This window comes from Rhizobium sp. KNZ2-6A (genome assembly GCF_056755475.1).
On the sequence record NZ_JBNDIC010000008.1, the window covers coordinates 45965 to 72927 of the forward strand.

Genomic DNA, 26963 nt, shown 5'->3' on the forward strand with positions numbered 1-26963 from the left:
AACTCTTGCAGATGACTTCGATCACCGACACGCTCGACAGGCGTCACGACCGCAGGTCGTGGCTGAAGCGCCTCGCCGACGCCTCGGAGCCCTATCTCTACAGCGCCCCTGCCCTCATCCTCATCATCGCCGTGATGCTGGTGCCGCTGGCGATCGGCATATCCTACGCCTTTCGCGATATTCAATTGCTCAATCCATTTTCCGGCGGCTTCATCGGCCTGGAGCACTTTCGCGAGCTCTCCAAGGACAAAGCTTTTTATTGGGCGCTGAAGAATACGCTGTGGTGGACCGGCGCTTCCGTGGCGCTGCAGTTCATCTTCGGACTGATCCTGGCATTGCTGCTGGACAAGCCGTTCGTCGGACGGTCGATCGTGCAGGCATTGGTGTTCCTGCCCTGGGCCGTTCCCTCCTTCCTTGCAGGCCTTAACTGGTCGTGGCTGTTCAACCCGGTCATCGGCCCCATACCGCACTGGCTTTATGCCATGGGCCTGATGAGCGAGCCGGGCAACATTCTCTCCGATCCGCACTACGCCATGTGGGGACCGATCGTCGCCAATGTCTGGTGGGGCATTCCCTTCTTCGCAATCACGCTTCTGGCCGCACTTCAGGCCATCCCACGCGACCTCTATGAAGCGGCATCGATCGACGGCGCCGGCTGGTTCGAGCGCTTCCGCTCGATCACCCTTCCCTTCCTTGCGCCGACCATCGCCATTACCGTTCTCCTTCGCACGGTCTGGGTATCCAACTTCGCCGACCTGATCGTCGTCATGACGGGCGGCGGCCCTGCCGATCGCACGCAGATCGTTGCCAGCTATATCTTCACGCAGGCCTTCAAACGGCTGGATTTCGGCTATGCCTCGGCCATCGCCCTGGTGCTGCTGGTCCTTCTCCTCATCTATTCCATGCTGATCATCCTGCTGCGGCAGACCCTGCTGAACAAGGATTGAGCCATGAGACGATCCATCTTCCCCACTATCGCGCATCGCCTGGCAATTCTTTGCTACGTCGTCTTCGCGCTCTTCCCGCTCTTCTGGCTGCTGAAGGTCTCGGTGACGCCGAACGATCTGCTCTATACAGAAGGCGTGCGCATGTGGCCGTCGCGCACGACCTGGGAGCACTATGCCTTCGTGCTGCAGCACAGCGACTTCCCGACTTTCTTCAAGAACAGCTTGATCGTCTCCGCCTCGACGGCGATTGCGGTGACGATCTGTGCGTCACTCTCCGGCTATGCGCTCTCGCGTTTCAACTTCCGCGCCAAATACTGGATCGTGGCGCTGATGCTGCTGACCCAGATGTTTCCGCTGGTCATGCTGGTCGCGCCGATCTTCAAGATCCTGACGCCGCTGCATCTGACCAACAGCCTGAGCGGCCTCGTCATCGTCTACACGGCCTTCAACGTCCCCTTCGCCACCTTCCTGATGCAGTCCTTCTTCGACGGCATTCCGAAGGATCTGGAGGAGGCTGCGATGATCGATGGCGCGACGCAGTTTACCGCCTTCAGGCAGATCATCCTGCCGCTGACGCTCCCCGGCATTGCCGCGACGCTCGGCTTCGTCTTCACCGCCGCCTGGAGCGAACTGCTCTTTGCGCTGATGCTGATCAACGGCAATCAGGCCGCCACCTTCCCGGTCGGCCTGCTCACCTTCGTCTCGAAATTCTCGGTGGATTTCGGGCAGATGATGGCGGCGGGCGTCATGGCGCTCATTCCGGCTGCGCTCTTCTTCCTGCTCATCCAACGCTATCTCGTGCAGGGCCTGACGGCCGGCGCGGTCAAGGGTTAGTCATATGGCATCGATCGATATTCAGAACGTCAAGAAGGCCTATGGCCATGTGCAGGTCCTGCACGACATCGATCTCAGGATCAAGGACGGCGAATTCGTCGTTCTCGTCGGCCCTTCCGGCTGCGGCAAGTCCACCTTGCTCAGGATGATTGCTGGTCTCGAAGACATTAGCGGCGGCGAAATCCGTATCGCTGACAACCGCGTCAACGAGCTGCATCCGAAGGACCGCGATATCGCCATGGTCTTCCAGTCCTATGCGCTCTATCCGCACATGAATGTCGCCGGAAATATGAGCTACAGCCTGCGGCTGCGGAAGATGGCGAAGGACGGCATCTCAAAGGCCGTCGCCAATGCCGCCGCGAAGCTCGGCCTCGATCCGCTGCTCGAACGCCGCCCGAAGGCACTCTCCGGCGGCCAGCGCCAGCGTGTCGCCATGGGCCGCGCCATCGTGCGTCAGCCGAAAGCTTTCCTCTTCGACGAGCCGCTGTCGAATCTCGACGCTCGCCTTCGCGAGCAGATGCGCGCTGAAATCAAGAGGTTACATAGCGATCTTAAAGCGACGTCGATCTATGTGACCCACGACCAGATCGAGGCGATGACGCTGGCGGACCGGATCGTCGCCATGCATGGCGGAGTGGTGCAGCAGGTCGGCAGTCCGCTTGAACTTTACGATCGACCCGCCAACCTCTTCGTCGCCGGCTTCATCGGTTCGCCCGGCATGAATTTTCTCGATGCGACCTGCGAAGGGAATGGCGTCAAGCTCAAGGATGGCACGCTCGTGCCGCTTTCCGGGCCGTTGAGCCTGGCTGCCGGCGCGAAAGTGACGCTCGGCATTCGGCCGGAGCATGTCGTACTGTCGTCCAACCCGTCCGACATGGCCGCCAATGTCGAACTCATCGAGCCCACCGGCTTCGGCATCATCCTGCATCTTTCGCTGCATGGCCTGCCGTTCAAGGTATTCACCCTGGATCGCAGCGCATTGAGCGCAGGTCCGCAGGTGAATGTCGCCTTCCCGCCGCAGCATTTGCATGTCTTCGGCGAGGATGGAACGAGAGCGGGATGAGATTGCCCTTTCGATCTGGGATGATCGCGGCGGCTTCGCAGCCGGTGAAGCCGGAAAAACTCTGACACGCCTACAAGACCCTGCGGTGTCGCAGAAGCTTCATTCTGATGCGACACTATGTGCTGCTTATGTGCACTATGGGAGGATGTCGTGCCGCTTAACAACTACGCCGTGCTCAAGGGCAGACCCATCAACAATCGATTGGCAACCGGCTCGAGCCCGCATTACCAAGTGCTGGTTTCGGAAAACGGGACGTTGTATCGCATCGCCATCAATGTGCGTTCGCAGGACGGCAGCGAGGTCGAGTTCCTCGTGCGCTCCCGTTTCGAACACCCGATCACCGCACAGTTGGCGGAGCTGCCGGAAGGCTTGCACCCGACACCGAGCCAGCCAGGCGGCGTCGCGCTCGATTTCATCCGCGGCAACCTCATGCAGCCTTGGGAGCTGAAACCGCTCCCGATCTCGGCCGCAGGCCCGGACAATGACCTTAACGAAAAGATCGACGCCTATATCCAGCGCGCCATGTCGGACGAAGAAGCGATGATCTATGCCTTTGGGGAGATTTGGGGACCGGAGAACAACAAGGCCGATCAGTATTTCGGCTTCAAGCCCGGCCGCGGCATTCATGACATTCATTTCAACCAGGGCAATCCGCCCGGCAATTATGCCTCTCAGAACGGCCCATGGCAGGATGGTGGGCTGATACTGGAGTTTCCCCGCGAGCAGCAATGGGTCGCGATCTTCATGAAATTCCAGACGCAGGCATGGCATTCGGACGATAAGGACGGATCGCTCATCGTGCCGCGGGATCGGGATCATCCAAACCTGCCGCACGCGCCGATCGACCGCGACGCCATACCCTCCTTCGATGTTCCGGATGGGCTGGTGCGCATCATTGCGGCCTATGTCAACGATGTGAAGACGCCCGAGCGGGAAACCGTCACCTTGCTGAATACCGCCGATGTGCCGGTCGATCTCACCGGCTGGCAGATCAAGGACAAGCAGAAGAATGCGATGGCGCTCAGCGGTTCGATCGCCGCTGGCGCGACGCAGGTGGTCGAAATCCAGCCGCCCGTCACCCTATCCAACAAGGGCGGGATCATAACCCTGCTCAACGCGCAGGGCCTCAAGGTGCATGGCGTTTCCTATACCAAGGAGCAGGCAAAGCAGCCTGGGCGAACCATTCCGTTCCAGGGGTGAGAGTTTCGGCTAATGCCGAAAGCCGATATCGGGGCATTGCCCTGCGCCTGTGCGTCGGGCTGGGTCTCCGCAGTCAGGCGAAAGGTTCGGTCGGCCCCTTGGATGGCTGAGTAAACCAGCGCGGGCCGTCCGCGGTCATATAGATATGATCCTCCAGCCGAATGCCGAATTTCTGTGGAAAGACGATCATCGGCTCGTTCGAAAAGCACATGCCGGGCGCAAGCGCCGTCGCATTGCCGCGCACGATATAAGGCTCCTCGTGGATGTCCAGCCCGAGACCATGGCCGGCGCGGTGTGGCAGGCCAGGCAGCCTGTAGTCGGGGCCAAGTGCATGTTTTGCCAGCACGGCCCGCGCCGCATTATCCAGGCTGGAACAGGCAGCACCCAGCTTTGCCGCGTCGAAAACTGCTTGCTGCGCCTCGCGCTCGATCGCCCAGGCGTCTTCGAAGGCACTATCGCCGGACTTCAGCTTGTATGTTCTTGTCAGGTCGGAATGATAACCGTCGATGCGTGCGCCGGTATCGACGAGGATGACATCATCTTCGCCAAGCGTCTGATCGCCGTCTGCGCCATGCGGAAGCGATGTCGCCTCGCCGAAGGACACGATGCAGAAGGTCGAGCCGCCACCGGCTCCGGCCTCTCGATGCCGCCGATCGATGAATTCGACTACTTCCGACGCGCGAATTCCCGGCTTGAGCAAGGCATGAGCCTGCTTGTGTACATCGAGCGTCAAGTTCATCGCATATTGGATGAGCGCGATTTCCGTAGGAGATTTGATCCGGCGCAGGCCGTTGAGGATCGGTCCGCCATTGGTCAGCCTTTCAGGCCCGAACTCGCTCGCCAATGCGTTGTAGAAATAGAGCGGCATATTGTCGTCGAGCGCCAAAACGCCCGAATTTCCAAGCACCCGCGCGATCAGTGCCGAACTGCTCTCCTCTTCCTGCCATTCGAGGATTTCGGCCGGCAGATGCGCCAGCGTCTCCACGCGACTGCGCTCGAAGCCAGGAACGATGTAATAGAGTGCTGTCGGTGTGACGAGTGCCCCCAGAAACCTCTCGCTCGCATGCCAGACGAGCCCGGTGAAATAGCGCAGGCTTTCTGTCGGCCCGAGCAGCATGCCAGCCAGTCCGTTCTGGTCGAGCAACTGGCGAAGCCGCGAAAGGCGTTGCTGCCTTTCCTCTTCGGTGATCCGGGGTACGGGATGTTGCCACGACATTTTCACTCTCCTCAGTAACCTTGGCCTTAAGCTAGTTGGCCTCGACCCTATCGTCGCTGTGGGCAATATGTCGACAATAAAAATACTGCCATTGCGACCGCCATCCACGATTGTTTGCAGCCACCCCCTATATGGCGTTCCTCTCGCTTGGCCGCCCCGTCGATCGCTAAATTATCTGACAGCGCGGATGTCGCTGCAATGGTTCACTGTCTCCATCGAAACAAGCGATGGAGTATCGTCATGCAAGTCGCAAACATCACAATTCCCTCCGAATGCAGCCGTGCCGTCCGCAGAGCCCAGCGTACGCCTCTCTCGGCTTTCATCGATCTGGTGCGCCTCTTTGCGCGCAAAATCGCCGAGAGAAAAAACCGGAATGCGCTGCTTGAGCTTTCCGACAGCCAGCTGAAGGACATAGGGCTTTCTCGCGGGCAAGCTGGAAGCGATGTCCATGTTTACAGCCGCTACTAAAAATATGAATCAGAACGTGCTAGGTTCACGCTGTGCAACCGGCTGAAGCGGTGGGATGAGGATTTCGGCATGCTACAATTTTCGACAACCGTGCTGCTGAAGACGAAAACCGTCTTCATCCGCGATGTCGTCTGCAATGGCGACTGTCGACACAAGAGCGATGAGGAATGCGCCCACAAGACAAGTCTCGTCTATACCTATCGCGGCGTCTTCAAGCGCCATGTCGGTCAAAGCGAGGCCGTTTCGGAAGCCAATCAGGTTGTCTTCTTCAATCGTGGCCAGGACTACAGGATCAGCCACCCCGTCGAGGGTGGCGATTCCTGTCTCGATCTCATGATCGACGACGCCCTGCTGCATGAGCTTACGCCAAAGGAACAGATGCAGTCTGGCGACGGCGTCGTTTTCCGCCGCCAGCGCCGCCGCATCGATCCGCGAGCGCAAGCGCTTGTGGCGATGCTTCGTCACGGGCTCAGCCGCAACATAGCCGAAAGCCTGGAGGGTGAAACGCTGGCGCTGACGCTGGTGCGCCGCTCGCTCGGCGAGCGCACCTCGCATGAGGCGGGCGCAAGCTTCGGCCGGCAGAAGCTCGTCGACCGCGCGAAACTCGTTCTGACTTCCGATCTCGCCCGGCGGTGGACGCTTGCCGAGATTGCCAAGGAGGTCGGCGTCTCGCCGGTATATCTGACGCAGGTCTTCCAGCAGGTCGAAGCCATGCCGCTCTATCGCTATCAGCTGCGGCTGCGGCTGGCGCGAGCACTCGATCTTCTCGGCACTTATGACGACCTGACCATGCTCGGGCTCGATCTCGGCTTCTCCAGCCACAGCCATTTCAGCGCCGCCTTCAAGCAGACCTACGGGCAGACGCCGGCGGAGTTTCAACGCTCGGCGCAACTGAAGCCGAGGCGCTACGCGGTTCGCTAAAGATTCCGACAGCATCTACCTGTCGATCGATGCTTTCATGATCCTGCCCCGGCAAGGGGAGCAATCGGGAAAGGATCAGGACATGAAGAAAACAACATGCGCTGCCTGTGACTGCGAACTCGGCGCAGACACGATCAAGGTCAACCTCGGCGGTAAATCGGTCGAGGTGTGCTGCGAGGAATGTGCGGCTGCCTTGAAGGAAGCCGGGCAGTCGACGTCAGCTGTTGCGAGCGGGAAGGAATAGGAAAGCTGTTCGGCCGCCCCGGAGCGCCGTGCCGACCAAATCAGGAAGGAGCCGTACCCAAGGGTGCGGCTCTTTTCATGGGCGATAGCCTCGCTTGCGCTGGGATCGTCATCTTAGGAACAGCAGCAGTTTCGATTCTGGATCGGGCCTCGACGCAATTTTAATGCTCGCTCTGCGCGTGTTCCGTCAAGAAAAGTTGTAATGAATTGTTGCCGCCGGCTCATCTGGCAAACTTCGTTCGCAACATTCTCCCGACGAGAAATGTTTAGAAATATCGGGACCTATTGCGTTCATATGGCCCCACTAGCTTCAGCATCAGTCAATCGTAATGAAGGCACTGATTATGAGGCAACGATATCTAGTCGCAACTTTGTTGATAACGGCCATGGGCGGTATCGCCGCTTCGGCACTCGCCGGCGAGACGGCCGCTACGCCCGACATGCAGACCCCATTCATCGCCGAGATGGCGCCGCCTCCCCCGGCTCACATGCAAGGTTGGGGCTTTCCCGGTCCGCATCCCCAAGGCCCGATGATGGCTTTTGGCGAAGACATGCCCATGCCGCCGCATGGCTTCCCTCACCCGTCGAACCCGGCTCTGGAACTGGCAGGCAAGTTGTCGGCGATGGAAACCTTGATCGGTATTCGCAGCGCTCAGCTCGATGCCTGGCGGGATTATACCAACGCACTTACGGATTTTCTGGCCTTTGCAAAGCACCAGCCCCCCGGCCCGCCGCCGGCAAATAGTGACACCGCGCAGCCCGGTCACGATGCGGGTAAGCCAACGGAGCTCTTCGGCGAACGTCTCGCCGATGGCGCTCTCGATCGTGCCGCCAAGGCAACCGTCCTCAAGGACAAGGCTGCCACCCTTCGCACTATTCTGACCGCAGATCAGCTTGCAAAGCTTGAGGATGCCGAACGGTCCCTCGTTCCCGGCCCTCATGCATTCCGCTGATCGCAATAGAGCTTCGATCAGGGAAAGGCCGCTGCCTAGTCAATCCAGACCATTTCCTCTCCACCTCCAATCGATCGAGATCCCCCCGGACGCCCTTGTCGGTTGGAAGGAGTAGCCCCTTCTGGGGCTGAATGATCCGGGAGCGCCCCGCCCGGTGCTCCCGGACCTTTCGCGTGCACGAGGATCGACAAAGCCGGCACAAAAGACCAATTGATCAGGGATAGAAACGTGTCGACATATTCGTGTTCACGAAAAAGCTTGCCCCATATAGCCATCGCCGCCGCCCTTGCCGGAACGCTGACAGGCTGCGTTGTCGGCCCGGATTATCGGACACCCGACCTGACAATGCCGTCTCATTGGGGCAGCAAAGCCGGAACGAAGCCTTCGAAAGCGCCCCAGCTATCGCAATGGTGGAAGCAACTCAAGGATCCGACACTTGATGCGCTGATCGAGGAGGCGATCGGCAGCAACCTCGATGTGGCGACCGCCAAGGCGAAAATCCGCGAAGCGCGCGCCACTTACCGCGAGCAGAAAGGCGCATTGCTGCCGAGCGTCGAGGGAACCGGTTCTGGGACGCGAACACGCACATCGGCCGCATCGAGTGGTGGCACAGACGCGACTTTTTCGACGCTCTATGCCGGCGGTTTCGACGCCAGCTGGGAACTCGATCTTTTCGGCGGCAACAAGCGCGCCGCCGAGGCGGCAAAATACGGCGTCGATGCTGCCGACGAGCAGCTGCACGACACTATGCTGACACTGATCGGCGATGTTGCTTCCTATTATATCCAGACACGCGAATACCAGGCGCTGCGCGATCTTGCCAAGCGCACCGCCGTATCACAGCGCAAGAGCGCAGCCCTGACGCGTATGGAGTATCTCGCAGGTAGCGCCACCGGCGTCGACACGGCCAAGGCCGACGCTCTCGCCAGCGGCACCGAGTCGGATATTCCGGCCTATGAAATCTCCTATGCGGAAGCGGTCCATCGACTGAGCGTGCTGCTGGGCAAACCACCGGCCGCGCTCGAGGAAAGACTTAAGACCGGCGGCCCGATTCCGAGCCCCAGGATGAATGTCTCGACCGGTATTCCCGCCGATATCCTGACTTCGCGGCCGGACGTCCGTCTCGCGGAGCGGCAACTCGCGCAATATACGGCCAAGATCGGCCAGGCCGAAGCCAACCGTTATCCGTCCATCTCCCTGACAGGCGACATTTCGTCGTCGGCCGCCAATATCGGCGATCTGGCAAAGAAGTCCTCCATCGGATGGACATTCGGCCCGTCGCTGACGGTGCCGATCTTCCAGGGCGGCCAGCTCAAGGCCGCCGTCGACGTTGCCAAGGCGGAGCGGGATCAATATTTCATCGCCTACCAGTCCGCCGTGCTGTCGGCCATGGAGGATGTCGAGAACGCGGTCGTATCCCTGACCCAGGAGCGGCTGAAATATGCCAAGCTCGTTTCGTCCAGCAATTCCTACCGCAACGCATCGGATCTTTCGCGCACGCTGAATAAAGCGGGCGTTTCGGATTTTCTCGATGTGCTCGATGCAGAACGTTCGCTCTACAGCGCCGAGGAGTCCGTCATTCAAAGCAAGGCCTCGGTCGCCACCGATTACATCTCGCTGAACAAGGCGCTCGGCGGTGGCTGGGACGGGCAGATCGATGTCTATAAGCCTGCGGTGGCCGACAGCAATAGCGGTCCGCATTTGACGGCGGCCAAGTAATCCCATGCTGAAAACCCGGATTGCCAAGCGCCAACGACCATCAATCCGAAGCGCGCCGAAAATTCGGTATTCGTAAAGTCCCGCCATGCTGGTTTGTCTGCCCGGCGGCGCTTTGGGCATTGCGACGGCACTTAGTCTCGGTGCCTCGTTCAAATATTTCGAATCTAATTTTACTTCGGCCTATTCGGCGAGTTCGATCATCCTCGCCTTCACCTGCTCCTGCGCGAGCGGCCTTATCTGCGGCGGCACCCTCAAGCGACTGATCATTCGGGATAAAATCACGGTGGCATTGCCGGAGAGCAATCCGGCTTCGCCATTCGTGTTGGGGGCGTCATGGCGAAGCCGGGTATGCGGGGCGATCAAAGCCTGCTCGAGCCAAGCTGCTGATCATCCATAATTTTACATAGATCGACGCCCGGAACATTTCCGAATGTTGCTGAAACAGGGCATTTTGACGAATTTTAATGTCTCGGCTTTTCTATCGGAAAAATATTATTTAGTAAATTCTATGATCTTACTGCAAATACTGTTGTTCATAGAATTTCGAAAATCCTACGTAAGTAAATCCTGTTTTGAGGCAAAATTCGAGTATTTACCCGGCCACCACCTTGGAGCGTGGCTGAATTTGCATGCCGCTGATTGTTCGGTCTGTTCCGCTTGATCAGCCCGCGGGCTTCGCCTCGGCACTCTTGAACGATACGACTTGCTCCAGTCCTCGCGGCTGGCGGTTTCGAACGGTGATTTCGCCCTCGAACCGGGTGACGATTTCGCGCGCAATGGCCATGCCGAGGCCGGCGCCGGGGAAGGATCTCTGCCTTGCGATGTCGATGCGGAAAAAGGGTTCGAATACCTGATTCAATCGATCCTCGGGAATGCCGGGACCGGTATCGATGATCCTCACGACAGCCCGGTTGCCAAGATGCGTGACGGTTACCGTCGCCGACTGGCCATGCGTTGCGGCATTGATGAGCAGGTTACGCAAGGCGCGGGTGACGGCCAGCGGCCCCGCGCAGATCGTCGCCTGCTCAAGATCGCCGCTCTTGACGTTCATATCGATCGCCTTCAGTTCCGTGACGATGCCGTCGACAATCCTGTCGAGCCGTACCCGCTCCAGGCTGTCCTTGGAAATCTCTTCGCGAACGAGGCCAATGGCGCTGTCGGCGATCCTGTCGAGTTCCTCCAGATCGGCAAACCATTTGCGCCGTTCCTCGTGGTCCTGGATGAATTCGGCACGCAGCCGCATCCGGGTCATCGGGGTTCGCAGATCGTGCCCGGCGGCGGCAACGAGCCGCATCCGGCTTTCCGTGGCCGCTTTCACCCTGGCCGAAAGACCGTTGAGCGCTTGTGCGGTGGCGCGAATTTCGCCCGGGCCGCTTTCCGGTATGTGCGGCAGCGTGCCGTCCGGATTGACTGCCGCCACCGCCTGTTCCAGCAGACGCAGCGGTTTCATGATCTTCGAAGCCGCGAAGATGGAAACGAGCACGCTGCCGATGATGATGAGGCCGAGCCAGCCGACAAGGATCTTCCAGCCATCCGGAGGCGGGCCGTGCGGTGTCATCGGCATGACCAGCCACTTGCCGTCGGAGAGCTTCAGCGACGCGATCAACTCGCCCGTCGACTGATGCGATATGATTGCGTCGCGCATGCCGGAAATGCGAAGCAGCGCCTCCATGAGAAAGCGCGAGAGTTCTTCATCAGGCGGGCCGCCGGCCGGCATGGGAGCGATGATCAATCCTGCCGATTCCGCCATGGCTCGATCCTTCTCTGCGAAGGTCGCGAGAATGGAAAGCTGCCGGGCCGTCCGATCGATCGTCATGTCCGGTCGTGGCCCTCGCATAACGAGGCTGGCCACGAAAGAGGAGGAAATGACGACCAGGACGATGGCTGTCAGCAGGAGTAACGCCAGGCGCGCACCAAGTGACCTCATGAATCGCCTTTGATAGCCGTTACCGGGACGACGAGCTGATAGCCGCCGTTGCGGATCGTTCTGAAAATGGGATCTTCCGTCGTTTCTCCCAGCTTGCGTCGCAGCCGGCTCATCAAAACATCGATCGAGCGATCGGCGGGGTCGCGATCACGCCCCTGCGTCAGGTCGAGCAGCTGGTCACGCGACAGCAGCCGGCCCGCGCGCTCGAGAAACGCCTTGAGAAGATCGAATTCGGCACCTGTCAGCGCAATGACCTCGCCATTATCCCGGCTCACCCGACGAAGTTGCGGATCAAGCACCATATCCGCGAACTGATAGCGCCTTTGCCCAGGCTCTGTCGAAGAGTCCTCGTTCGTACGACGCAGCACGGCGCGAATGCGCGCCGCCAGCTCGCGCGGATTGAACGGTTTGCCGAGATAGTCATCGGCGCCGATCTCAAGACCGAGGATACGATCTATGTCTTCCTTCAGGGCGGTCAGCAGAATGACGGGAACCCGTGGACGACGGTTTCGCAAATCGCGGCAGAGATCGAGGCCGGATCCATCGGGAAGCATGACATCCAGCACCATCAGGTCGGGCTGGCGGCGGCTCAGCGCGTCGTTGCATCCGCGAAGGTCGCTCGCCGTCGACACACGGAAACCCTGTTCCTCGAGATACCGACCCAGGAGCGAACGTATCTCGTGGTCATCATCGACGATCAGAATATCCGGCGGGGCGTTGGCGTTCATAGGCTTCATTCCGTTTTCTCAACCCTTATACAAACTATCAATTCGCTGAAAAGAAGGGTTTTGCGGCGCCAATACGGAATTTTCAGCGCGGGAAACGTTGGTTTACAAAATTCCTAGAGCTGGAAATATTGAGCAATGAAATAATGTTCGGCACAGCAAAATGAGACGGCAATCAAGATGCCGTCGCCGCCGGAAGCATGTCCTGGCTCCATGACGCGCGAAGCCAGCGCGGTGGTCGGATCAGGCGGCTCGCCGCCACTCGACGCTCCAGGCGGAAAGCCGTCCCTCGATGGCGCCGCTGTCCATCATCAGGCGAATTTCGATCGGAGCGCGCGGATCGACGACATCAATCGGCACCGCAGCTTCGAATGAACCCGTGCCTTGCGGACAGACCCGCAGCCTCCCCAGCAATTCGGCGGCATGGATTTCTATCGTGAAGATCTGCCCGTAGCAGTCCTCGTTCACATCGAAATTGAGTTTCGCATTCCAATGGCCGGTCGGCAAGTGGAGGTAGGGGCCATAGATCAGGCAACGGGCTTCTCCGGTCAGATCCACCAGTTCATCCAGGCCCTGCTCCAATCTGTCGCCTGAAAAAAATGTCTCCTGCGGCCAGAAGATGGTGGTGCCGAAAGCCTCCGCCTGACCAAATTCCAACGGGTGAAGGACCTTCCTTGCCGTCTCGCGCAGGGACTCGCTAAGCTCGGGCACCTCTTCCCGCGGCGTCAGATATCCCGCGATGACCGCCGCCGCGGCCTCCTCCAGTTTCGGCGCTTCGGCGAGCGACAGCTGGCCGGACGGCGCCATGCCGACATGCAGCAGCGCGTTTGCAATCTGCTCCAAAGTCAGATCGGTGCTGAAATGGTCGTCGATCTTCCGGAGCAGCAGATCGATGCTGCCCTTTTGGCTGACATCGTTGCGGCGCAGGACCAGTGCCGCGGAAGCGTTTGCAAGCGGCTCCAGGCAGGCGAGGCTCGCGGACACGGCCCTGACCAGGCCGATATCCCGCTGTTCGGTGGCGCGTGCGAGATAGGAGACCGCATCGATGGGATCTTCGAGAAACAGCAGAAAAGGCACATTGACCCTGCGGATCAGTTCCGACAGCTTGGCTTCCGGAAATTGCGAGACGAGCACGGCATGCATCCCCGATCGGCTCTGGACGTGCTGCTTGAGATCCTCGATCGTGTCCGTTGCGATGATTGCATAGTCGCCGAACGCTTCGCGTGCGAGTGCATGGACGGCGGCGACACCCCAGGAAGACATGACACCCGGCATGCCGAAAGCGAAGAGGATGGTCATATCCAAGCTCTCCCGTGATTATCCGTTGAAAAGCGTGTCATAAAGCGCGCTCACCTTCTGCTGATACCGATCCGGCGAGAAGCGGGCCGCCTGCATCGGGCCTGCCTTGGCAAACGAGGCGCATAGTGCGTCGTCCTGATCCAGACTGGCAATCGCCTTGCGCATTTCCTCGGTATTGTACGGATCGACCAGCAGCGCCGCATTTCCGGCAATTTCCGGGATCGATCCTTCCGTGGAGCTGAGGACCGGCGTTCCCAGCTGCATGGATTCGAGCACCGGCAGGCCGAAGCCTTCGTAAAGCGAAGGAAACAGCACGGCGCGCGCGCCTCTGATCAGGCTTATCAGCAAGGGATAGGAGACGAAGTCGAAGCGTTGGATCTGTCGTTGCGGCAGGATGCGGTCTTCGGCGCGAAGATAGAAGCGGAACCGATCGTCATCGATGAGCTGCTGCGTTTCAGCGCCTTTCCATCCCGGAGCGCCGACGATGATGAGCGGCTTGCTCGTCTTTGCCGCAAGATAGGCTTCGACCAGCCGCGAAATGTTCTTTTTCGGCTCGAAGGCACCGAAAAAGAGGAAATACTCCTTCCAGTCGAGATGGAAGATGCCGGCAATCTCGTTGGCGACCACATCGGCCGGCTTCTCGCGAAGCTGTTCCGGCACGTGAACCGCCTGATAGGTATTGCTGACCCGCGCCTCGTCGGCGCCGAGAACCTTGATGATATCGGCACGGGAAGTCTCGGACACGGTCACGATATGGTCGGCCCGCCGCACGAGGGAGCGCAGCATCTTGTAGTGATAACGCTTGTCGTCCTCGGTCAGATAAGGCAGCCGCAACGGAACCAGATCGTGGATCGTATAGACGTTCAAAGCCTTCTTCGCCGCAATCGGCATGGGATAGGTGCAATGCAGGAGATCCGGCTGGGCCTCGAACTTCATGGTAAGATTGTTGCCGTAGCGCTTGAAATGGTACCTCGCGAGCTGGAACAGATCGTTGGAGGCGTAAACCATGCCGGAATCGCCGAGCTGCGCTTGCAGCGACTTCAGAATGACCGTTCCGCTCAGCGGGATCGGAATCGGCTTGATGCCGAACGGCGCGGCGATACGTCGGCGCAGCCATCGCTTTGTCGCGGAAAGCGGGCCTGGCACACGGGCGCTGGAATCGTCAAACAGCAGCACTTCCCGCAATATGGGATCCTTCGGAACGTTTCCAGGCATTCCGTGGACGACCCCGGTCTGATAGCCGAGCGCACGCGCCGTCGACATCAGGCTCCTCGTGTAGGTCGCGACACCGGTGCCCTTCTTCAGCGAAAGATTGAGGCCATCGTAAAGGATCGTCTGACTCACTCCGGTCTCTCCTTCAGCATCTTGCATCCCTCCCCGTCCTCAGGCCGGCTTGTCGCGGGAAAGGACAAGGAGCGAGTCGTCGGTCCCGTATTTCGAGAGCAGGTCCGCGCAGGTGATGGGGACGGCTTCGCCACTGAAGTCGAGACGCCGAAGCGATCCGTAGATGGCGGCAAGTCGCTCGAGAAAACCGGGTGCATCGGCATAACGGGCGGGATTGAATTCGACGACAAGCATCGGCTTGTGACGGGCGATGATCTCGCCCATCCCCTCGATGATGGTTTCTTCGGCTCCTTCGGCATCGATCTTTATGAAATCGACGCGCGTGCAGGATGAGCTCAACCTGTCGAGCGTCGTCACCGGAACCTTGATGAGGGCGCCATCCTGGGGGCGTGGCAGGAAAGTTTCCGCGACGATCAGCGCGTTTTTCGGCTCGCTATGGGGAACATAGAGGGATGCCTCGCCCGATGCCACGCTGCCGAGCGCCAGCCTCTCGATCCGCGTTCGTCCGATCAGTCCGTTCAGCTCGACGCTGCGGCGCAGGAAATCCGCAGCATGCGGGTTAGGTTCCACGGCGATCAGTTCGCCCTTGGTTCCGACGAGCTCGGCCAGGAGAAGCGAATAATAGCCGAAGTTTGCGCCGACATCGATCGCGGTCATGCCATGCCTGACGTTGCGCGCGCAGAACAAGGTCAGCCAGATTTCCCAAAAACCGTCCAGGAGGACATGGGACCCGAAGCCCCTGTCGCGGGTATCGATATAGAGCTTGTAGCGGCCGAGCACGCGGGCGAGCGCCGTATGGTTCCCGAGATAGGCGCTGCTCACTCGCTGCAAAATGGCAGCCTCGGCCTGATGCCGATCGAAGGCCATCAACTCGTGAAGGTGCAGCAGCGGCGAAGAACTCATCTTATCCCTCTCGATCCGGCCTTGATCCGGCATGCCCGCAATGCGATCCGCAGACCGGGCAACATCATGAAACGTCCTCGATTTCCGCAGCATTCTCGCTGCGGTCACGGCTTTCGAGCGATATTCTCAGTTTGCCGACGCGGCTATGCCGACCGATGCGGCGGACAATGCGGTTCCCGTGACGCCCTGGAAGAGACCCATGAATTTCTGAATATCGATCGAGGAGGCGTTGGAAATGTAGATGATGTCGCGCGGCTGGACCTCGAAGCTCTGCATGGCGAGCAGCGTCGAGCCGTTTTTCAGATTGAACCGATAGACGATCGGAACCGCTCCACCGCGTCTTAGCAACGGATTGTTCGGTGCGACGATACGGCGGGCAATGTCGGGCGGCTCGTAACGGAAGAGGAATATTCCCGAAGCATCGGCGCGGGAATCCTGAAGTCCTCCCGCACGCGCCACCGCATTTGCCATGGTCAGATGCTGTACGCTGAAGGGCACCTCGCCATTCTGCCCCGATGCGCCAAGGATCGTGTAGGTGCTCGGCTCGCGTACGACCGTCACCACGTCTTCGGGCCTCAATCTTATGTTCTCGCGCGGGTTCTGGACAATTGCGGTAAAAGGCAGGTGCATCGTCCTGCGTCCCCGCGTCAGATAGACGACGCTGTCGTTGACGCTGGCGCGCAATCCTCCCGCCGCGGCAATCGCATCGAGCACCCGGTCGCCGGCGGGCGATAGCGCGACGCGCGCCCCCCCGGCAACCTCGCCGGTGACGGTGACGGTGTTCGAGGCGCTCTGCTGCACCGTCACCAGCGCTTGCGGCTGCACCGCCTTGCCGACAAGGCCGGAGATCACGGCTCGCTCGACGGAGGCAGGCGTCCGGCCGGCCGCATTGATACGCCCCACATAGGGAATGCTGATCGTGCCATCGCTATTGATGGTTTGCGGCGGGATCGTAACGGAACTGCCCGTCGCCTGCTGTTGCCCCGAGGCACTGGATGCCATCCCGAACAAACTTCCAGGTGGTGCCTCCCATAGGCTGACCGAGACGACGTCGCCCACGGCGATCTTCAGGCCGGGATCACGCGCGCCCTCGCCGAAATAAGCCGCCAGGCTGGCCTCCGGCCGCGCGGCGCTCCGGACCATGGCCGTCGATATCACGTCGACCAGCGCAAACGGTGGCACGGTACGCGCCGCCGCCTCCTCCAATATGCGGGAGGCCTTGGGGCCGGCCTCCGGTAATGCACAGCCCGTAAGAACGCAGGCGAGAACACACAATAATCCGAACTTCAACGGCATTGACAATCCTGAACGGCATGGAGGCAGTTTTGCTGAGACATCATTGCTCTGAACACACTAAGCCGTTCCGACATCGTCACTGCGCTCCCGGGTAAACCGAAGGATCGATGATGGGCTGGAGCCGTAAGCATGCTTATAGAGAACGGAGAACCGCCCGGGATTGGAAAATTGCAGGCTCATGGCGAGGTCGGTGATGCTTTCGGCCTGGCCGCCCTTGATGGCGCCGTGGGCCGCGGCCAGCCGGTAGTTGCACAGGATTCCCATCGGCGTGTCGCCGCGATAGGTCTTGAACATGCGTTGCAGCGCGCGCGGGCTGCAGCTTGCGGCATGGGCTAGATCTTCCAGCATGATGGCGTTGTGTAGATTGTCGCGCATGAAGGCCTCTGCCCTCAGAAGCTGGCGCGGCGCACTTTCCAATGTTCCGCGATGGAAGGCGTCGGAAAGATTGTGCGGAAGCTTCGCAAACAACTTGACCAGAAGAAGCTCGCTGTAAGCCTTTGCGAGCATCACCCGTTCGACTGGGCGAGCGGTCATGAGATCCTTTTCGGCTTGACGAAGGGTCTGGTAGAGCCCCTGCGCCCCGCCTTGACGGAAGCTCACCGGCGCTAGGGCGAATTCCTGCACATAGGGCTTGCCCGTCAATTCCTCGAAGTGCTGCCGGATAACCGATTCCGGAATTTGAAACAGCAGCCAGGAGCTCCGCGGCTTTATCTCCAGCCGCTTGCCGGCGCGGTCGCTGATGCTGGCGACATTATTGGCGGGGATGCGCAGTGATTTATGCATCCGCTTGTGATTGATTTCCAACTCGCCTGCCAGAACGAATACGATGCTGACACGCGGCACGTCGTGTTTCGCAATAGCCTCCAGGCCAGCAGAGTGCTCCGCACTTATGATGGACGTCGATTGAACGGGCTGCTTGCTGAATTTAAAGGAATAATCGCCACTGGATTCCGACGGAACACTCCATTTCCAGTTTGGTTCAAGTACATCGAGATTGCGAACAATTGCATCACGAGAATACACTTCAAAAGTGCCAACACATTGTTCGGCAACTCTTTCCAACATCGCCATCCGCTATCCTACTCAAAATCTCAGATTGCATATTCGCAACCGCCACCACATGATTTTATCGAGCCAGATTTTTTCTAGCGTTCGTTACGAGGACTTCATGGTCTTGCCCCTTTGACCATCCCAAATCGTAGGATCATTCATCTTAAGTTGCATTATCGCCAATTAAATTAGCACGACGAATTTTAGCACAACAGTACAGATAATGACGCGGTTATACAGATTCCTACACCTCCATGCGCTTGCTCACGTTCAGCCCTCCGGCACGACGCCATCGGACAAAAATGTCCCTACCCATATAGCCACTATCCCTACGCTATACCGGCACTGGTTGCAGAAGTAGTTACTAATTTATGCGCTGCAATCACCGCATAGCGGTTGTGATTGGAATATCTGTCACACGCCGGCAAAATATGTGGCGAGAATCGCTGCGATTTCGAAAACAATCAAAAGGCGAATTATTTTCGATTGCTCCGATGTATCATGCGCTTTGACCAGGCGAACCGAGATGTGACGGCATTGTTTCGATGGTCGGCGAAGATGAGACAATGGTCGATCCATAGGCTTCCGATACTGTCTCATTTTGCAAAATCGGCGGGCGGCGTTTGTCGCCGATGCGCGAAAAAGACAACCAAAAGCATCCAGCCTACAATGTGGAGTAGATTCGAAATGCTGTTTCTATGTCATCGAAAACGCGGCCTCGACCATTTTTCAGGACCAGTGCCGATTTGCACAAATCGCCGATCACATTGAGGTTATGTCCGACGATGATCATCGAACGATCCTTGCGTTTGACGAAAAGTTCTTCGAAGGAGCGCAGCTGGAAGCGTTTGTCGCCGACGGCAAGCACTTCGTCGATGAGATAGCAGTCGAAATCGATGGCAAGCGACATGCCGAAAGCCAATCGTGCCCGCATGCCGGACGAGTATGTCCTGATGGGCATGCGCAAATAGCGACCAAGCTCGCTGAAATCCTCCACCAGATCGCGAATTTCGTCGAATGGCTTGTTGTAGATCCGTGAGAGGAAACGCATGCAGTCGAAGCCGGTCATCGAGCCGCCGAAGCCACCACTCAAAGCAATCGGCCATGACATCGACATGTTGCGCACGACCTTGCCTGATGTCGGCTCCTCTATCCCGGCAATCATCCGGACCAGCGTCGATTTTCCCGCACCGTTATGACCGAGAACGGCGATTTTCTCGCCACGGCCGATCTTGAAGGTCACGCCGTCAAGAACGCGGCGCATGCGCCCGTTCACTTCATATTCCTTGACGAGATCGAATACGCCGACAATGCCATCTTCGTGCCAAGGCGCCTCGGTCCTCTGGACCGCGACTTCCGATGGTGCGAATCGCGCCAGACTGGAAGGGAGATTAATCATTGCTGAGCCGCATGCTCATAGACCTGGATGACGAAGAAGCGCACGATCCAGAAAATGGCGAAGCAAACCGCAAGCAGCAGGAGGAATGACTGAAGTCGCTTCGGATAGAGAGCATGGTCCGGCAAGTTCGGATCGGCGATTCGTTCGAGATAGAGTTGCTGCCGTTGCGCGTCGATTTTCGCATTCTCCAGGGAAGCAGTGGCCGAGGTCAGCATTTTCGCGGCCATTTCCCGCTCCAGCAGCAGCTGTTCGTATTGGGCGATACGCGGCGCCATCGAACCGTCGCTGCCGACGATGCGTGCCCGTTCGTCGCTGATTTGCCGCTCTATTGCCGCGACGCGCGCTCTCAGTGCTTCATTCTGTGGGCTCCGAGGGGCCTGCTCGTCGAGCGCGGCAAGGCGCGTCTTGCTGTTGGCCAGATCGTCTGAGAGCCGGGCAATCATGTCGAGGGCCGCGGACGACTGCTTGCTCGGATCGACAAGCGCCTCGCGGTTGCGAAAATCCGTCAGTCTCTTCTGCATGTCGGACAGCCTCACCTGGCTGTCACCCACCTCGACCTGCGCATAGCGGATCGCATCCTGCCGGGCGCGATCATTCAGGCGATTGATGAGCTCTTCGGCGTGCTGAACCAGGGCGTTCGCCAGACGATAGGCGTCATCGGCCTGAAATGCCTTTACATTCAGTGTCGTCACGCCGCTGCCGCTGTCGGTGTGAACGTTGATGAACTGGAGATAATGCTCAAACAACTCTTCGCTATTGGCCTCGCGCCAGGGCAGAGGATAGCGGTTGAGAACATCCGCCTCCGGTCGCGAGAAAATGTCCTTCAGGCCATCCTTTTCGACGAGCGCGTCAACGGCTGCGCGGGACTTGATGAATTCGGTGACGATATAGCTGTCGTCCTGCGCACGAACGAAGCCGGTGCTCTGGAGGAAGCCGCTGAGCAGGCCCGCCGCATTCCTGTTCGGGCTGCGAACGACGAACTGGGTCTCGGAAACATACTGATCGGCAGATATAAAGGCATAGTAGATGCCGCCGAGCAGGCCGGGAATAACGACGATCAGCAAGAGCAGCAGCTGGGATCTGAGCCATCTCGCAATGGAAAGCGACCGCGGGACCGGCCGGCCCGTGACGATGCCGGACGAGCGCGCCGTTACCAATGTGACGAAATCGACGAAATCCTTGTTATTCTCGATACGGCTCATATGGGACCATCAATCTCTCGAAGAATGGCCTGAACCATTCAATAGTCATCTTGCCGAAGCTTCCCGCCCATGGCGGCAGGCTTCCGATTTCCGCCGCTCCCGATCGTCGCCTCGCCAAGGCGAATGACGTCCGGGGTGGCATTTAATTTCGCAAGAGATTCACATATATCCTTTGAAAGTCAAATATAATTCCCGGATCCTTTGATATTTTACATATCACAGCAAGAATAATTTGCCTTCTGTCGCAATTAATACTTTGGCGACGTGATCCGTATGGCGGGGCGAAATTGCGGCGGTGATAACTGCCATTCAATTCGCCATTTCTCCCTCATTGCTGGTTCAAGGAATTCGGAATGGGAAAGCTCGGAGGCATCTCGAACCGTGTCAGCAATCGTGCCGGACCGAATAGTCGTGAGCGTTCGCAGCTGCGAAGCGCAGCCATGAGATATGGATTTACCATCCTGCAATCGCTGCTCCCCACGCCTCCCGAACCGATCCCGCTCAGGCAATCGGTCGCTATCCGGCATTGCAGGTCGCTTCACTCAAGCGGCCATGACCGCTTCTAGCCTGCATTGGGGGATCTATGTATTTGGATTCGACGATTTTCTCCCAGGACATGCGGGGGTCGGCAGCAGAAACAGACGAACGGCCGTTCTGGCTGCCCCCGGCGAATGCACAGCTGCTCGCCTTCTTGGCGACCCAACGGCGTTTCCCTTTGATCGGCCCGGCGATCTCCGCTTCCCTCAAGCCGATCGAACTGATGGCGGGTGCTGCCGCGGATGGTGTCGTGGGTTGGGGAGATGGGTCGCTTGCCCGGATCGCGCGCCTTTATGCGCGCATTCACCGTCTGCCATTCTGGACCGTCGCCGAAGGTTTCCTGCAATCGTCTGGCACCAGCGCGGCGTCGCCGGTTTCCATCGTGACCGACGATCTCGGCATTCATTTCTCCGCCCATAAGCCGTCACGGCTCGAGGCTCTGCTCCAGGGCGGCTCATGCCATAGCGACATTCGGCGTGCGAGTGATCTGCGGCAGCGGATCGTCCGCGAGCGGCTTTGCCGAGACAATCATTTGCCTGAGGGCGTTGTTCTCCTGCGTCGAAACCGCCGCAGGCGTCTCCTGCTCGTTGACCAGGTCGTTGGAGATCGATCCATCGAAAGCGCCGGCGCCGATGCTAGAGCCTTCGCAAGGATGTGGGCCGCAGCCCGTGCTGACGGAAATGCTGATATCGTCATTAAGTGCCATCCCGATGTCGTCGCGGGCCGTGCCAAAGGTTTCCTCCAGCCCTTTATACACACAAGCGGAGTGCAGTTCGTCGACAAGGCCGTCTCCCTGCATTCGATACTGGATCTGGTCGATGAGGTCTGGACCGTGTCGAGCCATCTTGGCCTCGAGGCATTGTGGCGCGAAATACCCGTCGTGACCTTTGGCATGCCTTCCTATGCCGGCTGGGGACTAACCGACGATCGGGCCGAAGGTGCTGCGGCGATGGCGGCGCGCACCCGGCGAAAACGGCGCGTCAGCATAGACGAATTCGCCGATGTGGCATTCCTTCAATATTCCCGTTATGTCGATCCGGTCTCGCGCCATCCGATCACGGCCGAGCAGGCAGTCGAGCGGTTGCTCCAATGGCGCCATCACGCCCGCTCCCTTTCGGGGCGTTATCTTTGCATCAACTTCTCGCTCCACAAACGCTCGGTGATGCGCCGCTATTTGAGCGGTCCCAGATCCGAGGTGCGGTTCGCCACCGATCCGACGGCCATGCAGATCCAGAATGCCGACACGATCGTCCTGTGGGGGAATGCCGATCCGCCGGAGGAAGGCCTTCTTTGGAAAGGCGGCAAGAGGTTGCCGATCATTCGGGTTGAGGACGGCTTCATCCGCTCTTCCGGCCTCGGCAGCTCGCTCGTTCCTCCATCCTCGCTCTGCTTCGACAGGCAAGGCATCTACTTCAACGCCTCTGCCCCGAGCCAGCTTGAGACGATCCTGAACGGAACGAATTTCGACGAGAAGCTTCTCGATCGGGCAAAGCGCCTTCGGCAGGCGATCGTCTCCATGGGCATCACCAAATACAATCTGCCGCCGCAGGCCGCGCCGGACTATCGCGCGGAGGCTAAAGGCCGGGCGATCGTTCTGGTGGCCGGGCAGGTCCCGAACGACGCCTCCCTGCGCTTCGGCATGGCAAGCCATGCATCCGACATCGAGCTGCTAAAGGCCGTTCGGCGCGCAAGGCCAAAGGCGTTTATCATCTACAAGCAGCATCCGGATCTCCTGGCCAAGGCTGAAGGCCGTCACCCGCCTTCATCTCCATCGATGAGCGCTGCCGATCTTGTTGTCGGCAATGTCGCGCTCGACGATCTCCTGCAGGCGGTCGACGAAGTTCATGTCGCGACATCGCAGATCGGGTTCGAGGCATTGCTGCGTGAAAAGCCGGTATGGTGCCATGGCCTGCCTTTCTACGCCGGCTGGGGTCTCACCCATGACACCGTCGTATCGCTCCGGCGCAAACGGCTGTTGAGCCTCGACTCGCTCGTTGCCGGCGCGCTGATCCTCTACCCGCGATACTGGTCGAATATCGCCGATCTCCCCTGCGAAGCGGAAGATGTGGTTGCCGAGCTCTATCGCGCCCGCCTCGGGGCGGCTCCCAACCCATCGAGACGGCGCTGGCTTGCGCAGGTCATCCACATGCTTGAAGCGAGAAAATCGTGATGAAGCCGATCGTGATGGATATTTCGCGACTGATGGAGCGGGCGCATTGCCCGACGCCCACAGGCATAGATCGCTACGAGCTTCATTATGCGCATTGGCTGAACGAGCGACGCAAGCGTGCTGCCTTGACGAATGCCTTGGGATCCTCGCAAGCGTCCTGGTTTGTCGAAACGGGCCGCCACGGTGCGGTATCCATTGCGACCGAGCGAGCGGACAAGCTGGTCTCCACGCTTGCCAGCCGCTGGGCGGCGAGCGAAGTATCGAGCTCCCAGGCCGTCCTTCTCGAGCGCATTTTCGCTGCCATCGATGGCAAGATCCGCTGGGAGGCCGCTGAAGCGAAGGCGGGCGGAGCTCCCACCGGAAAACTGCGCAAGATCGCGCATATCGTCGCCAATCATTTTGCGCATGGGCGGACACTGCCTGGCAACGCATCCTTCGTACACGTATCCCATAGCCGGCTGGAGCGGACATCTGCTTTTTCATGGCTCGAGGAAACCGGGCGGAACGGCGTCTTTTACGTCCATGATCTCATTCCGCTCTCGCATCCCGAGTTCGTCCGGCCGGAAGAGCCGGAACGTCATCGTCGAAGGATGGCGACGGTGCTAAAACACGCCTCCCTCGTCCTGTGCAATTCCCAGGTGACGGCACGGGCGCTACGCACCTTCGCTCAGGAATGCAACAGAGAGCTGCCCTCCATCGCCGTGCTGCCCCCAGGCGTGGAGCAATGCTTCTTGTCTCCCCCCAATGACATAGCTCGCACGAAAATTCCGTATTTCGTGACGATCGGCACCATAGAACCGCGCAAGAATCACATTCTGCTGCTGCGTCTATGGCAATATCTAGCCGAACGCGACGGTCCGATGGCACCGCGTCTGGTGATCGTCGGCAAGAGGGGATGGGAAAACAGCCATATCCTGGCAATGCTCGAACGGTGCCCTGCCTTGCCCGGGCTCGTCATTGAAGTGCCGGGACTGGAGGATGCTGCTTTGGCGCGGCTGGTTGCCGGCGCTGCCGCCCTCCTCGCACCCTCGTTCACCGAGGGTTATGGCATGCCGATCGCCGAGGCCATTGCGCTCGGCACGCCGGTCGTCGCCTCCAACATCAGCGCGCATCGCGAGGCTGCGGGCGGGCATCCGGCCATTTTCCTCGATCCGCTTGACGGACTGAGCTGGAAAGCCGCGCTCGATATGATCGCCGCCTCGCCTCGGCATCGAACCAGACCAGGCCGGCCAGGCGGATGGGATACGCATTTCGATGATTTGGAGGCGCTGATCGAGGCCGACCTTTCCGCTCGGCGCTATGCGGCCCAACGAGCGCCGCGACGTATGGAGACGATATCACCATCGGCAATTCTACAATGATCGGACCTTGAATGGCACATGACAATGCAGGTGAAAAGCGGCAGCAGGATAGATTCAAATCGTCAGAAAGACGGGGGAGCAGCGACGTGACAAGTTTTTATGATATCGAGAACTGCTACAAATTCATTCTCGGCCGCGCGATAAACGACGACGAGCGCAATTCCATAGGGCAGAATCTCCTGCAACTGACGGACATTCCACTCGACGAGCATCGCCGACGTTTTCTCGGTTCCAACGAGTTCCACCAACGCCATAGCGAATTGCTGTTCAACAATTTCGTGCCGAAGTCGATTTTCGTTCTGTTCGAAACAAGATACAATTTCAAATTGTATCTCGATTTGCGCCAATACCACATTTCCTTCGGCATCATGAATGACGAATACGAGAAATTCGACATCGAGCTCGTCAAAGCCATTCTGCCAGAAACCGGACAATTCATCGATGTCGGCGGCAATGTCGGATATTACTCGCTTTCGGTTGCGGCTCATCCCGCTTTCAGGGGAACGGTGCTTGCCTTCGAACCCCTGCCCAAGCTTTGGGATCTCTTCAATCGGTCGATCCTGGCGAATGGCTTCGAAGGTCGAGTGAGTGTCCGCCAGCTTGCCCTTGCCGACGCGCCGGGAGAATTACAGCTGAGCGACGCCGAGGAAACGGTTAATGCCGGCGCAACACGGCTGATCACGAATGCGGCCGAAACCAAAGTTGGCCGCATGACGAAGGTCGAGACGCTGGATCGTGTTATCGGCGGTCTGAGGCCCGATGTCATGAAGGTCGATATCGAGGGGGCGGAAGGTCTGTTTCTGAAGGGTGCAAGGGAAACCCTCTCGGCGCATAGGCCCTCGCTGCTGATGGAGATCAATCGTGACATGCTCGCCGTTCTCTCGAAAGCGACGCCTGGTGCGATTCATCGCCAGCTTGCCGAACTCGGTTACGGCATCTGGACCAGCTCGCAAAATCAGCTCACACGGATCACGACTTCAGAAGAGCTCGATCTGAATTTTCAGATCGGCACGGTGGCGAACATTCTAGCAGTTCATGAAGATCGCGCAGAAAGCGTCAGCGAACGCCTTCAGCGCCTCGGATTGGTGCTGGCCTCATCCAAGACCAAAAAGCAGCGGCAGCAGGAGGTCGCGCTCTGACAACAGCAGCAATTGATCTTGCGGATTCGAATGCCCGCGTATCGCGACTTTACATGGAGACCTTATTGAATCAGTGGGTCAATAGTAGTGCAACGGCGGATCGTGCGTCAGCCGCGTCATTCGAACTTGATGTGATTGCGCGCCATATTCACCAGGAAAAGCCCGATGGCCGTGGTGAACAGGCAGCATTTCGTGATGTAGCCGATATCGTAGAAAGTCTGCACCGTATCGCCGAAGAAGCCGGCACGAAAGAGCTCGAAGCAGTGGACGGTGGGAACGTAGAGAGCCAATTTCTGCGGGCCGCTCGGCAGCCAGGCCACCATGAAGAACATCCCACCAATCGGCAGTGTGAGGTACTGGAACGGCGAAACAAATTTTTCCACGAATTCGAAGCGCTCGGAGCCGGCCGCGAAAATCAGCCCCACACCGAAGGAAAACCAGGCCATGAACAGCCAACCCGCCAAAAGCAGGCCGAGATCCTGGTAAGGCGGTATGATATTCGCGAGACGAGCGACTGTGTAAACGATGACAAGCGCCGCCGTCGTCCCGCCTGTTTCCAGAAGCCCCCGCGCGATCAAGGCGTCCGCCAGGCGGATCTGGCGATGATACATCAAGGGCAGATTCTGGCGCAAACACGAGACGGCATGGCCGCTTATGTGGCGCCAGAGCGTCAAGGGCATGTAGCCGCTCAGGACGAAGGCGGCGACCGTCAGTCCATGCGCTTCGTGACGCATCAAGGTCCACATGACCATGACACCGGCGGTCAGAATCATCGGCTCCAATGCGAGCCAGAGAAAACCAATATTCTCGCGCCCGTAGCGAATGAGCATTTCGCGCATGATGAGTGCGCCGAGCACGCGCGCCTGGATCTTCAATCCGATTATGAACTGCGAACGATCGCGGGTGTTCGTCGATACGTGATGCATGCGAGGGCCTCCTGTTCACCATCCCATCTTCATTGGATGGTGGAACAACGATACCGGCGAAAGCCGCTTGCTCAATCTTCATTGCGTCGGGCCTGGACAATTACCGCCCCCGGCGCACAGG

The 26963-nt window shown here is 59.0% G+C and carries 24 protein-coding genes; 13 read left to right on the forward strand and 11 right to left on the reverse strand.

The window, feature by feature from the left end; all coding sequences use genetic code 11:
- The first annotated feature begins 11 nt into the window (after nucleotides 1–11).
- The 4 genes from ACPYOP_RS07980 (at nucleotide 12) to ACPYOP_RS07995 (ending at nucleotide 4044) form a co-directional block, all read left to right on the forward strand.
- The gene (locus ACPYOP_RS07980; RefSeq protein ID WP_481409845.1) at nucleotides 12–947 is read left to right on the forward strand and encodes a carbohydrate ABC transporter permease; all 936 of its coding nucleotides are present in this window, start codon (nucleotides 12–14) and stop codon (nucleotides 945–947) included.
- 3 nt (nucleotides 948–950) lie between these two features.
- A complete protein-coding gene (locus tag ACPYOP_RS07985; RefSeq protein ID WP_481409846.1) occupies nucleotides 951–1781 on the forward strand; it encodes a carbohydrate ABC transporter permease in 831 nt (276 codons plus the stop codon).
- Nucleotides 1782–1785: 4 nt separating this feature from the next.
- Complete coding sequence (locus ACPYOP_RS07990) at nucleotides 1786–2844, forward strand: ABC transporter ATP-binding protein (protein ID WP_481409847.1); 1059 nt, start codon at nucleotides 1786–1788, stop codon at nucleotides 2842–2844.
- Between the two features lie 150 nt (nucleotides 2845–2994).
- A complete protein-coding gene (locus ACPYOP_RS07995) occupies nucleotides 2995–4044 on the forward strand; it encodes a DUF2278 family protein (protein WP_481409848.1) in 1050 nt (349 codons plus the stop codon).
- Between the two features lie 73 nt (nucleotides 4045–4117).
- Here the strand turns inward: ACPYOP_RS07995 and ACPYOP_RS08000 are convergent, their stop codons facing one another.
- Nucleotides 4118–5260 (reverse strand): M24 family metallopeptidase, encoded by a 1143-nt coding sequence (locus ACPYOP_RS08000; protein WP_481409849.1) that lies wholly within the window; start codon nucleotides 5258–5260, stop codon nucleotides 4118–4120.
- A 240-nt stretch (nucleotides 5261–5500) separates the two neighbouring features.
- Here ACPYOP_RS08000 and ACPYOP_RS08005 point away from each other — a divergent pair, with 240 nt between their 5' ends.
- From ACPYOP_RS08005 to ACPYOP_RS08030, 6 genes are all read left to right on the forward strand, one after another.
- The gene (locus tag ACPYOP_RS08005) at nucleotides 5501–5728 is read left to right on the forward strand and encodes a DUF1127 domain-containing protein (RefSeq protein ID WP_481409850.1); all 228 of its coding nucleotides are present in this window, start codon (nucleotides 5501–5503) and stop codon (nucleotides 5726–5728) included.
- A 69-nt stretch (nucleotides 5729–5797) separates the two neighbouring features.
- The gene (locus ACPYOP_RS08010) at nucleotides 5798–6649 is read left to right on the forward strand and encodes a helix-turn-helix transcriptional regulator (protein WP_481409851.1); all 852 of its coding nucleotides are present in this window, start codon (nucleotides 5798–5800) and stop codon (nucleotides 6647–6649) included.
- 82 nt (nucleotides 6650–6731) lie between these two features.
- The gene (locus ACPYOP_RS08015; RefSeq protein WP_481409852.1) at nucleotides 6732–6893 is read left to right on the forward strand and encodes a hypothetical protein; all 162 of its coding nucleotides are present in this window, start codon (nucleotides 6732–6734) and stop codon (nucleotides 6891–6893) included.
- A gap of 385 nt (nucleotides 6894–7278) precedes the next feature.
- Nucleotides 7279–7845, forward strand: coding sequence for a hypothetical protein (locus ACPYOP_RS08020; RefSeq protein WP_481409853.1), 567 nt, complete (start codon nucleotides 7279–7281; stop codon nucleotides 7843–7845).
- A gap of 258 nt (nucleotides 7846–8103) precedes the next feature.
- Complete coding sequence (locus tag ACPYOP_RS08025; protein ID WP_481409854.1) at nucleotides 8104–9564, forward strand: efflux transporter outer membrane subunit; 1461 nt, start codon at nucleotides 8104–8106, stop codon at nucleotides 9562–9564.
- Nucleotides 9565–9649: 85 nt separating this feature from the next.
- Nucleotides 9650–9961: a hypothetical protein gene (locus ACPYOP_RS08030; RefSeq protein WP_481409855.1), complete on the forward strand. Its 312-nt coding sequence runs from the start codon at nucleotides 9650–9652 to the stop codon at nucleotides 9959–9961.
- A gap of 264 nt (nucleotides 9962–10225) precedes the next feature.
- Here ACPYOP_RS08030 and ACPYOP_RS08035 read toward each other — a convergent pair whose 3' ends face one another.
- The 9 genes from ACPYOP_RS08035 to ACPYOP_RS08075 all read right to left on the reverse strand — a co-directional run bounded on the left by ACPYOP_RS08035 (nucleotide 10226) and on the right by ACPYOP_RS08075 (nucleotide 20709).
- Entirely contained in the window at nucleotides 10226–11491 is a 1266-nt protein-coding gene (locus tag ACPYOP_RS08035; RefSeq protein ID WP_481409856.1) for an ATP-binding protein, read from the reverse strand.
- A complete protein-coding gene (locus ACPYOP_RS08040) occupies nucleotides 11488–12219 on the reverse strand; it encodes a response regulator (protein WP_481409857.1) in 732 nt (243 codons plus the stop codon). The genes ACPYOP_RS08035 and ACPYOP_RS08040 overlap by 4 nt, the downstream gene beginning before the upstream one ends.
- 240 nt (nucleotides 12220–12459) lie before the next feature.
- Nucleotides 12460–13515: a hypothetical protein gene (locus tag ACPYOP_RS08045; RefSeq protein ID WP_481409858.1), complete on the reverse strand. Its 1056-nt coding sequence runs from the start codon at nucleotides 13513–13515 to the stop codon at nucleotides 12460–12462.
- 18 nt (nucleotides 13516–13533) lie between these two features.
- A complete protein-coding gene (locus tag ACPYOP_RS08050; RefSeq protein ID WP_481409859.1) occupies nucleotides 13534–14859 on the reverse strand; it encodes a glycosyltransferase family 4 protein in 1326 nt (441 codons plus the stop codon).
- A 39-nt stretch (nucleotides 14860–14898) separates the two neighbouring features.
- The gene (locus ACPYOP_RS08055) at nucleotides 14899–15762 is read right to left on the reverse strand and encodes an FkbM family methyltransferase (protein WP_481409860.1); all 864 of its coding nucleotides are present in this window, start codon (nucleotides 15760–15762) and stop codon (nucleotides 14899–14901) included.
- Nucleotides 15763–15888: 126 nt separating this feature from the next.
- Nucleotides 15889–17058 carry a polysaccharide biosynthesis/export family protein gene (locus tag ACPYOP_RS08060; RefSeq protein ID WP_481409861.1) on the reverse strand — a complete coding sequence of 390 codons (1170 nt, stop codon included), beginning with the start codon at nucleotides 17056–17058 and terminating at the stop codon, nucleotides 15889–15891.
- Nucleotides 17059–17115: 57 nt separating this feature from the next.
- On the reverse strand, nucleotides 17116–17901 hold the full coding sequence (locus ACPYOP_RS08065) for a helix-turn-helix transcriptional regulator (protein ID WP_481409862.1): 786 nt from the start codon (nucleotides 17899–17901) through the stop codon (nucleotides 17116–17118).
- Between the two features lie 871 nt (nucleotides 17902–18772).
- Nucleotides 18773–19507, reverse strand: a complete 735-nt coding sequence (locus ACPYOP_RS08070) for an ABC transporter ATP-binding protein (RefSeq protein ID WP_481409863.1) — start codon at nucleotides 19505–19507, stop codon at nucleotides 18773–18775.
- A complete protein-coding gene (locus tag ACPYOP_RS08075) occupies nucleotides 19504–20709 on the reverse strand; it encodes a KpsE/RkpR family capsule polysaccharide export protein (protein ID WP_481409864.1) in 1206 nt (401 codons plus the stop codon). Before ACPYOP_RS08075 ends, ACPYOP_RS08070 begins: the two co-directional genes overlap by 4 nt.
- Before the next feature lie 583 nt (nucleotides 20710–21292).
- Here ACPYOP_RS08075 and ACPYOP_RS08080 point away from each other — a divergent pair.
- The 3 genes from ACPYOP_RS08080 (at nucleotide 21293) to ACPYOP_RS08090 (ending at nucleotide 25916) form a co-directional block, all read left to right on the forward strand.
- Complete coding sequence (locus tag ACPYOP_RS08080) at nucleotides 21293–23416, forward strand: capsular polysaccharide biosynthesis protein (protein WP_481409865.1); 2124 nt, start codon at nucleotides 21293–21295, stop codon at nucleotides 23414–23416.
- Entirely contained in the window at nucleotides 23416–24777 is a 1362-nt protein-coding gene (locus ACPYOP_RS08085; protein ID WP_481409931.1) for a glycosyltransferase family 4 protein, read from the forward strand. Before ACPYOP_RS08080 ends, ACPYOP_RS08085 begins: the two co-directional genes overlap by 1 nt.
- An 86-nt stretch (nucleotides 24778–24863) precedes the next feature.
- Complete coding sequence (locus ACPYOP_RS08090) at nucleotides 24864–25916, forward strand: FkbM family methyltransferase (protein WP_481409866.1); 1053 nt, start codon at nucleotides 24864–24866, stop codon at nucleotides 25914–25916.
- Nucleotides 25917–26032: 116 nt separating this feature from the next.
- On the opposite strand, the gene ACPYOP_RS08095 is transcribed toward ACPYOP_RS08090, so the two are convergent.
- Nucleotides 26033–26842, reverse strand: a complete 810-nt coding sequence (locus ACPYOP_RS08095) for an ABC transporter permease (protein ID WP_481409867.1) — start codon at nucleotides 26840–26842, stop codon at nucleotides 26033–26035.
- Between the last annotated feature and the right edge of the window lie 121 nt (nucleotides 26843–26963).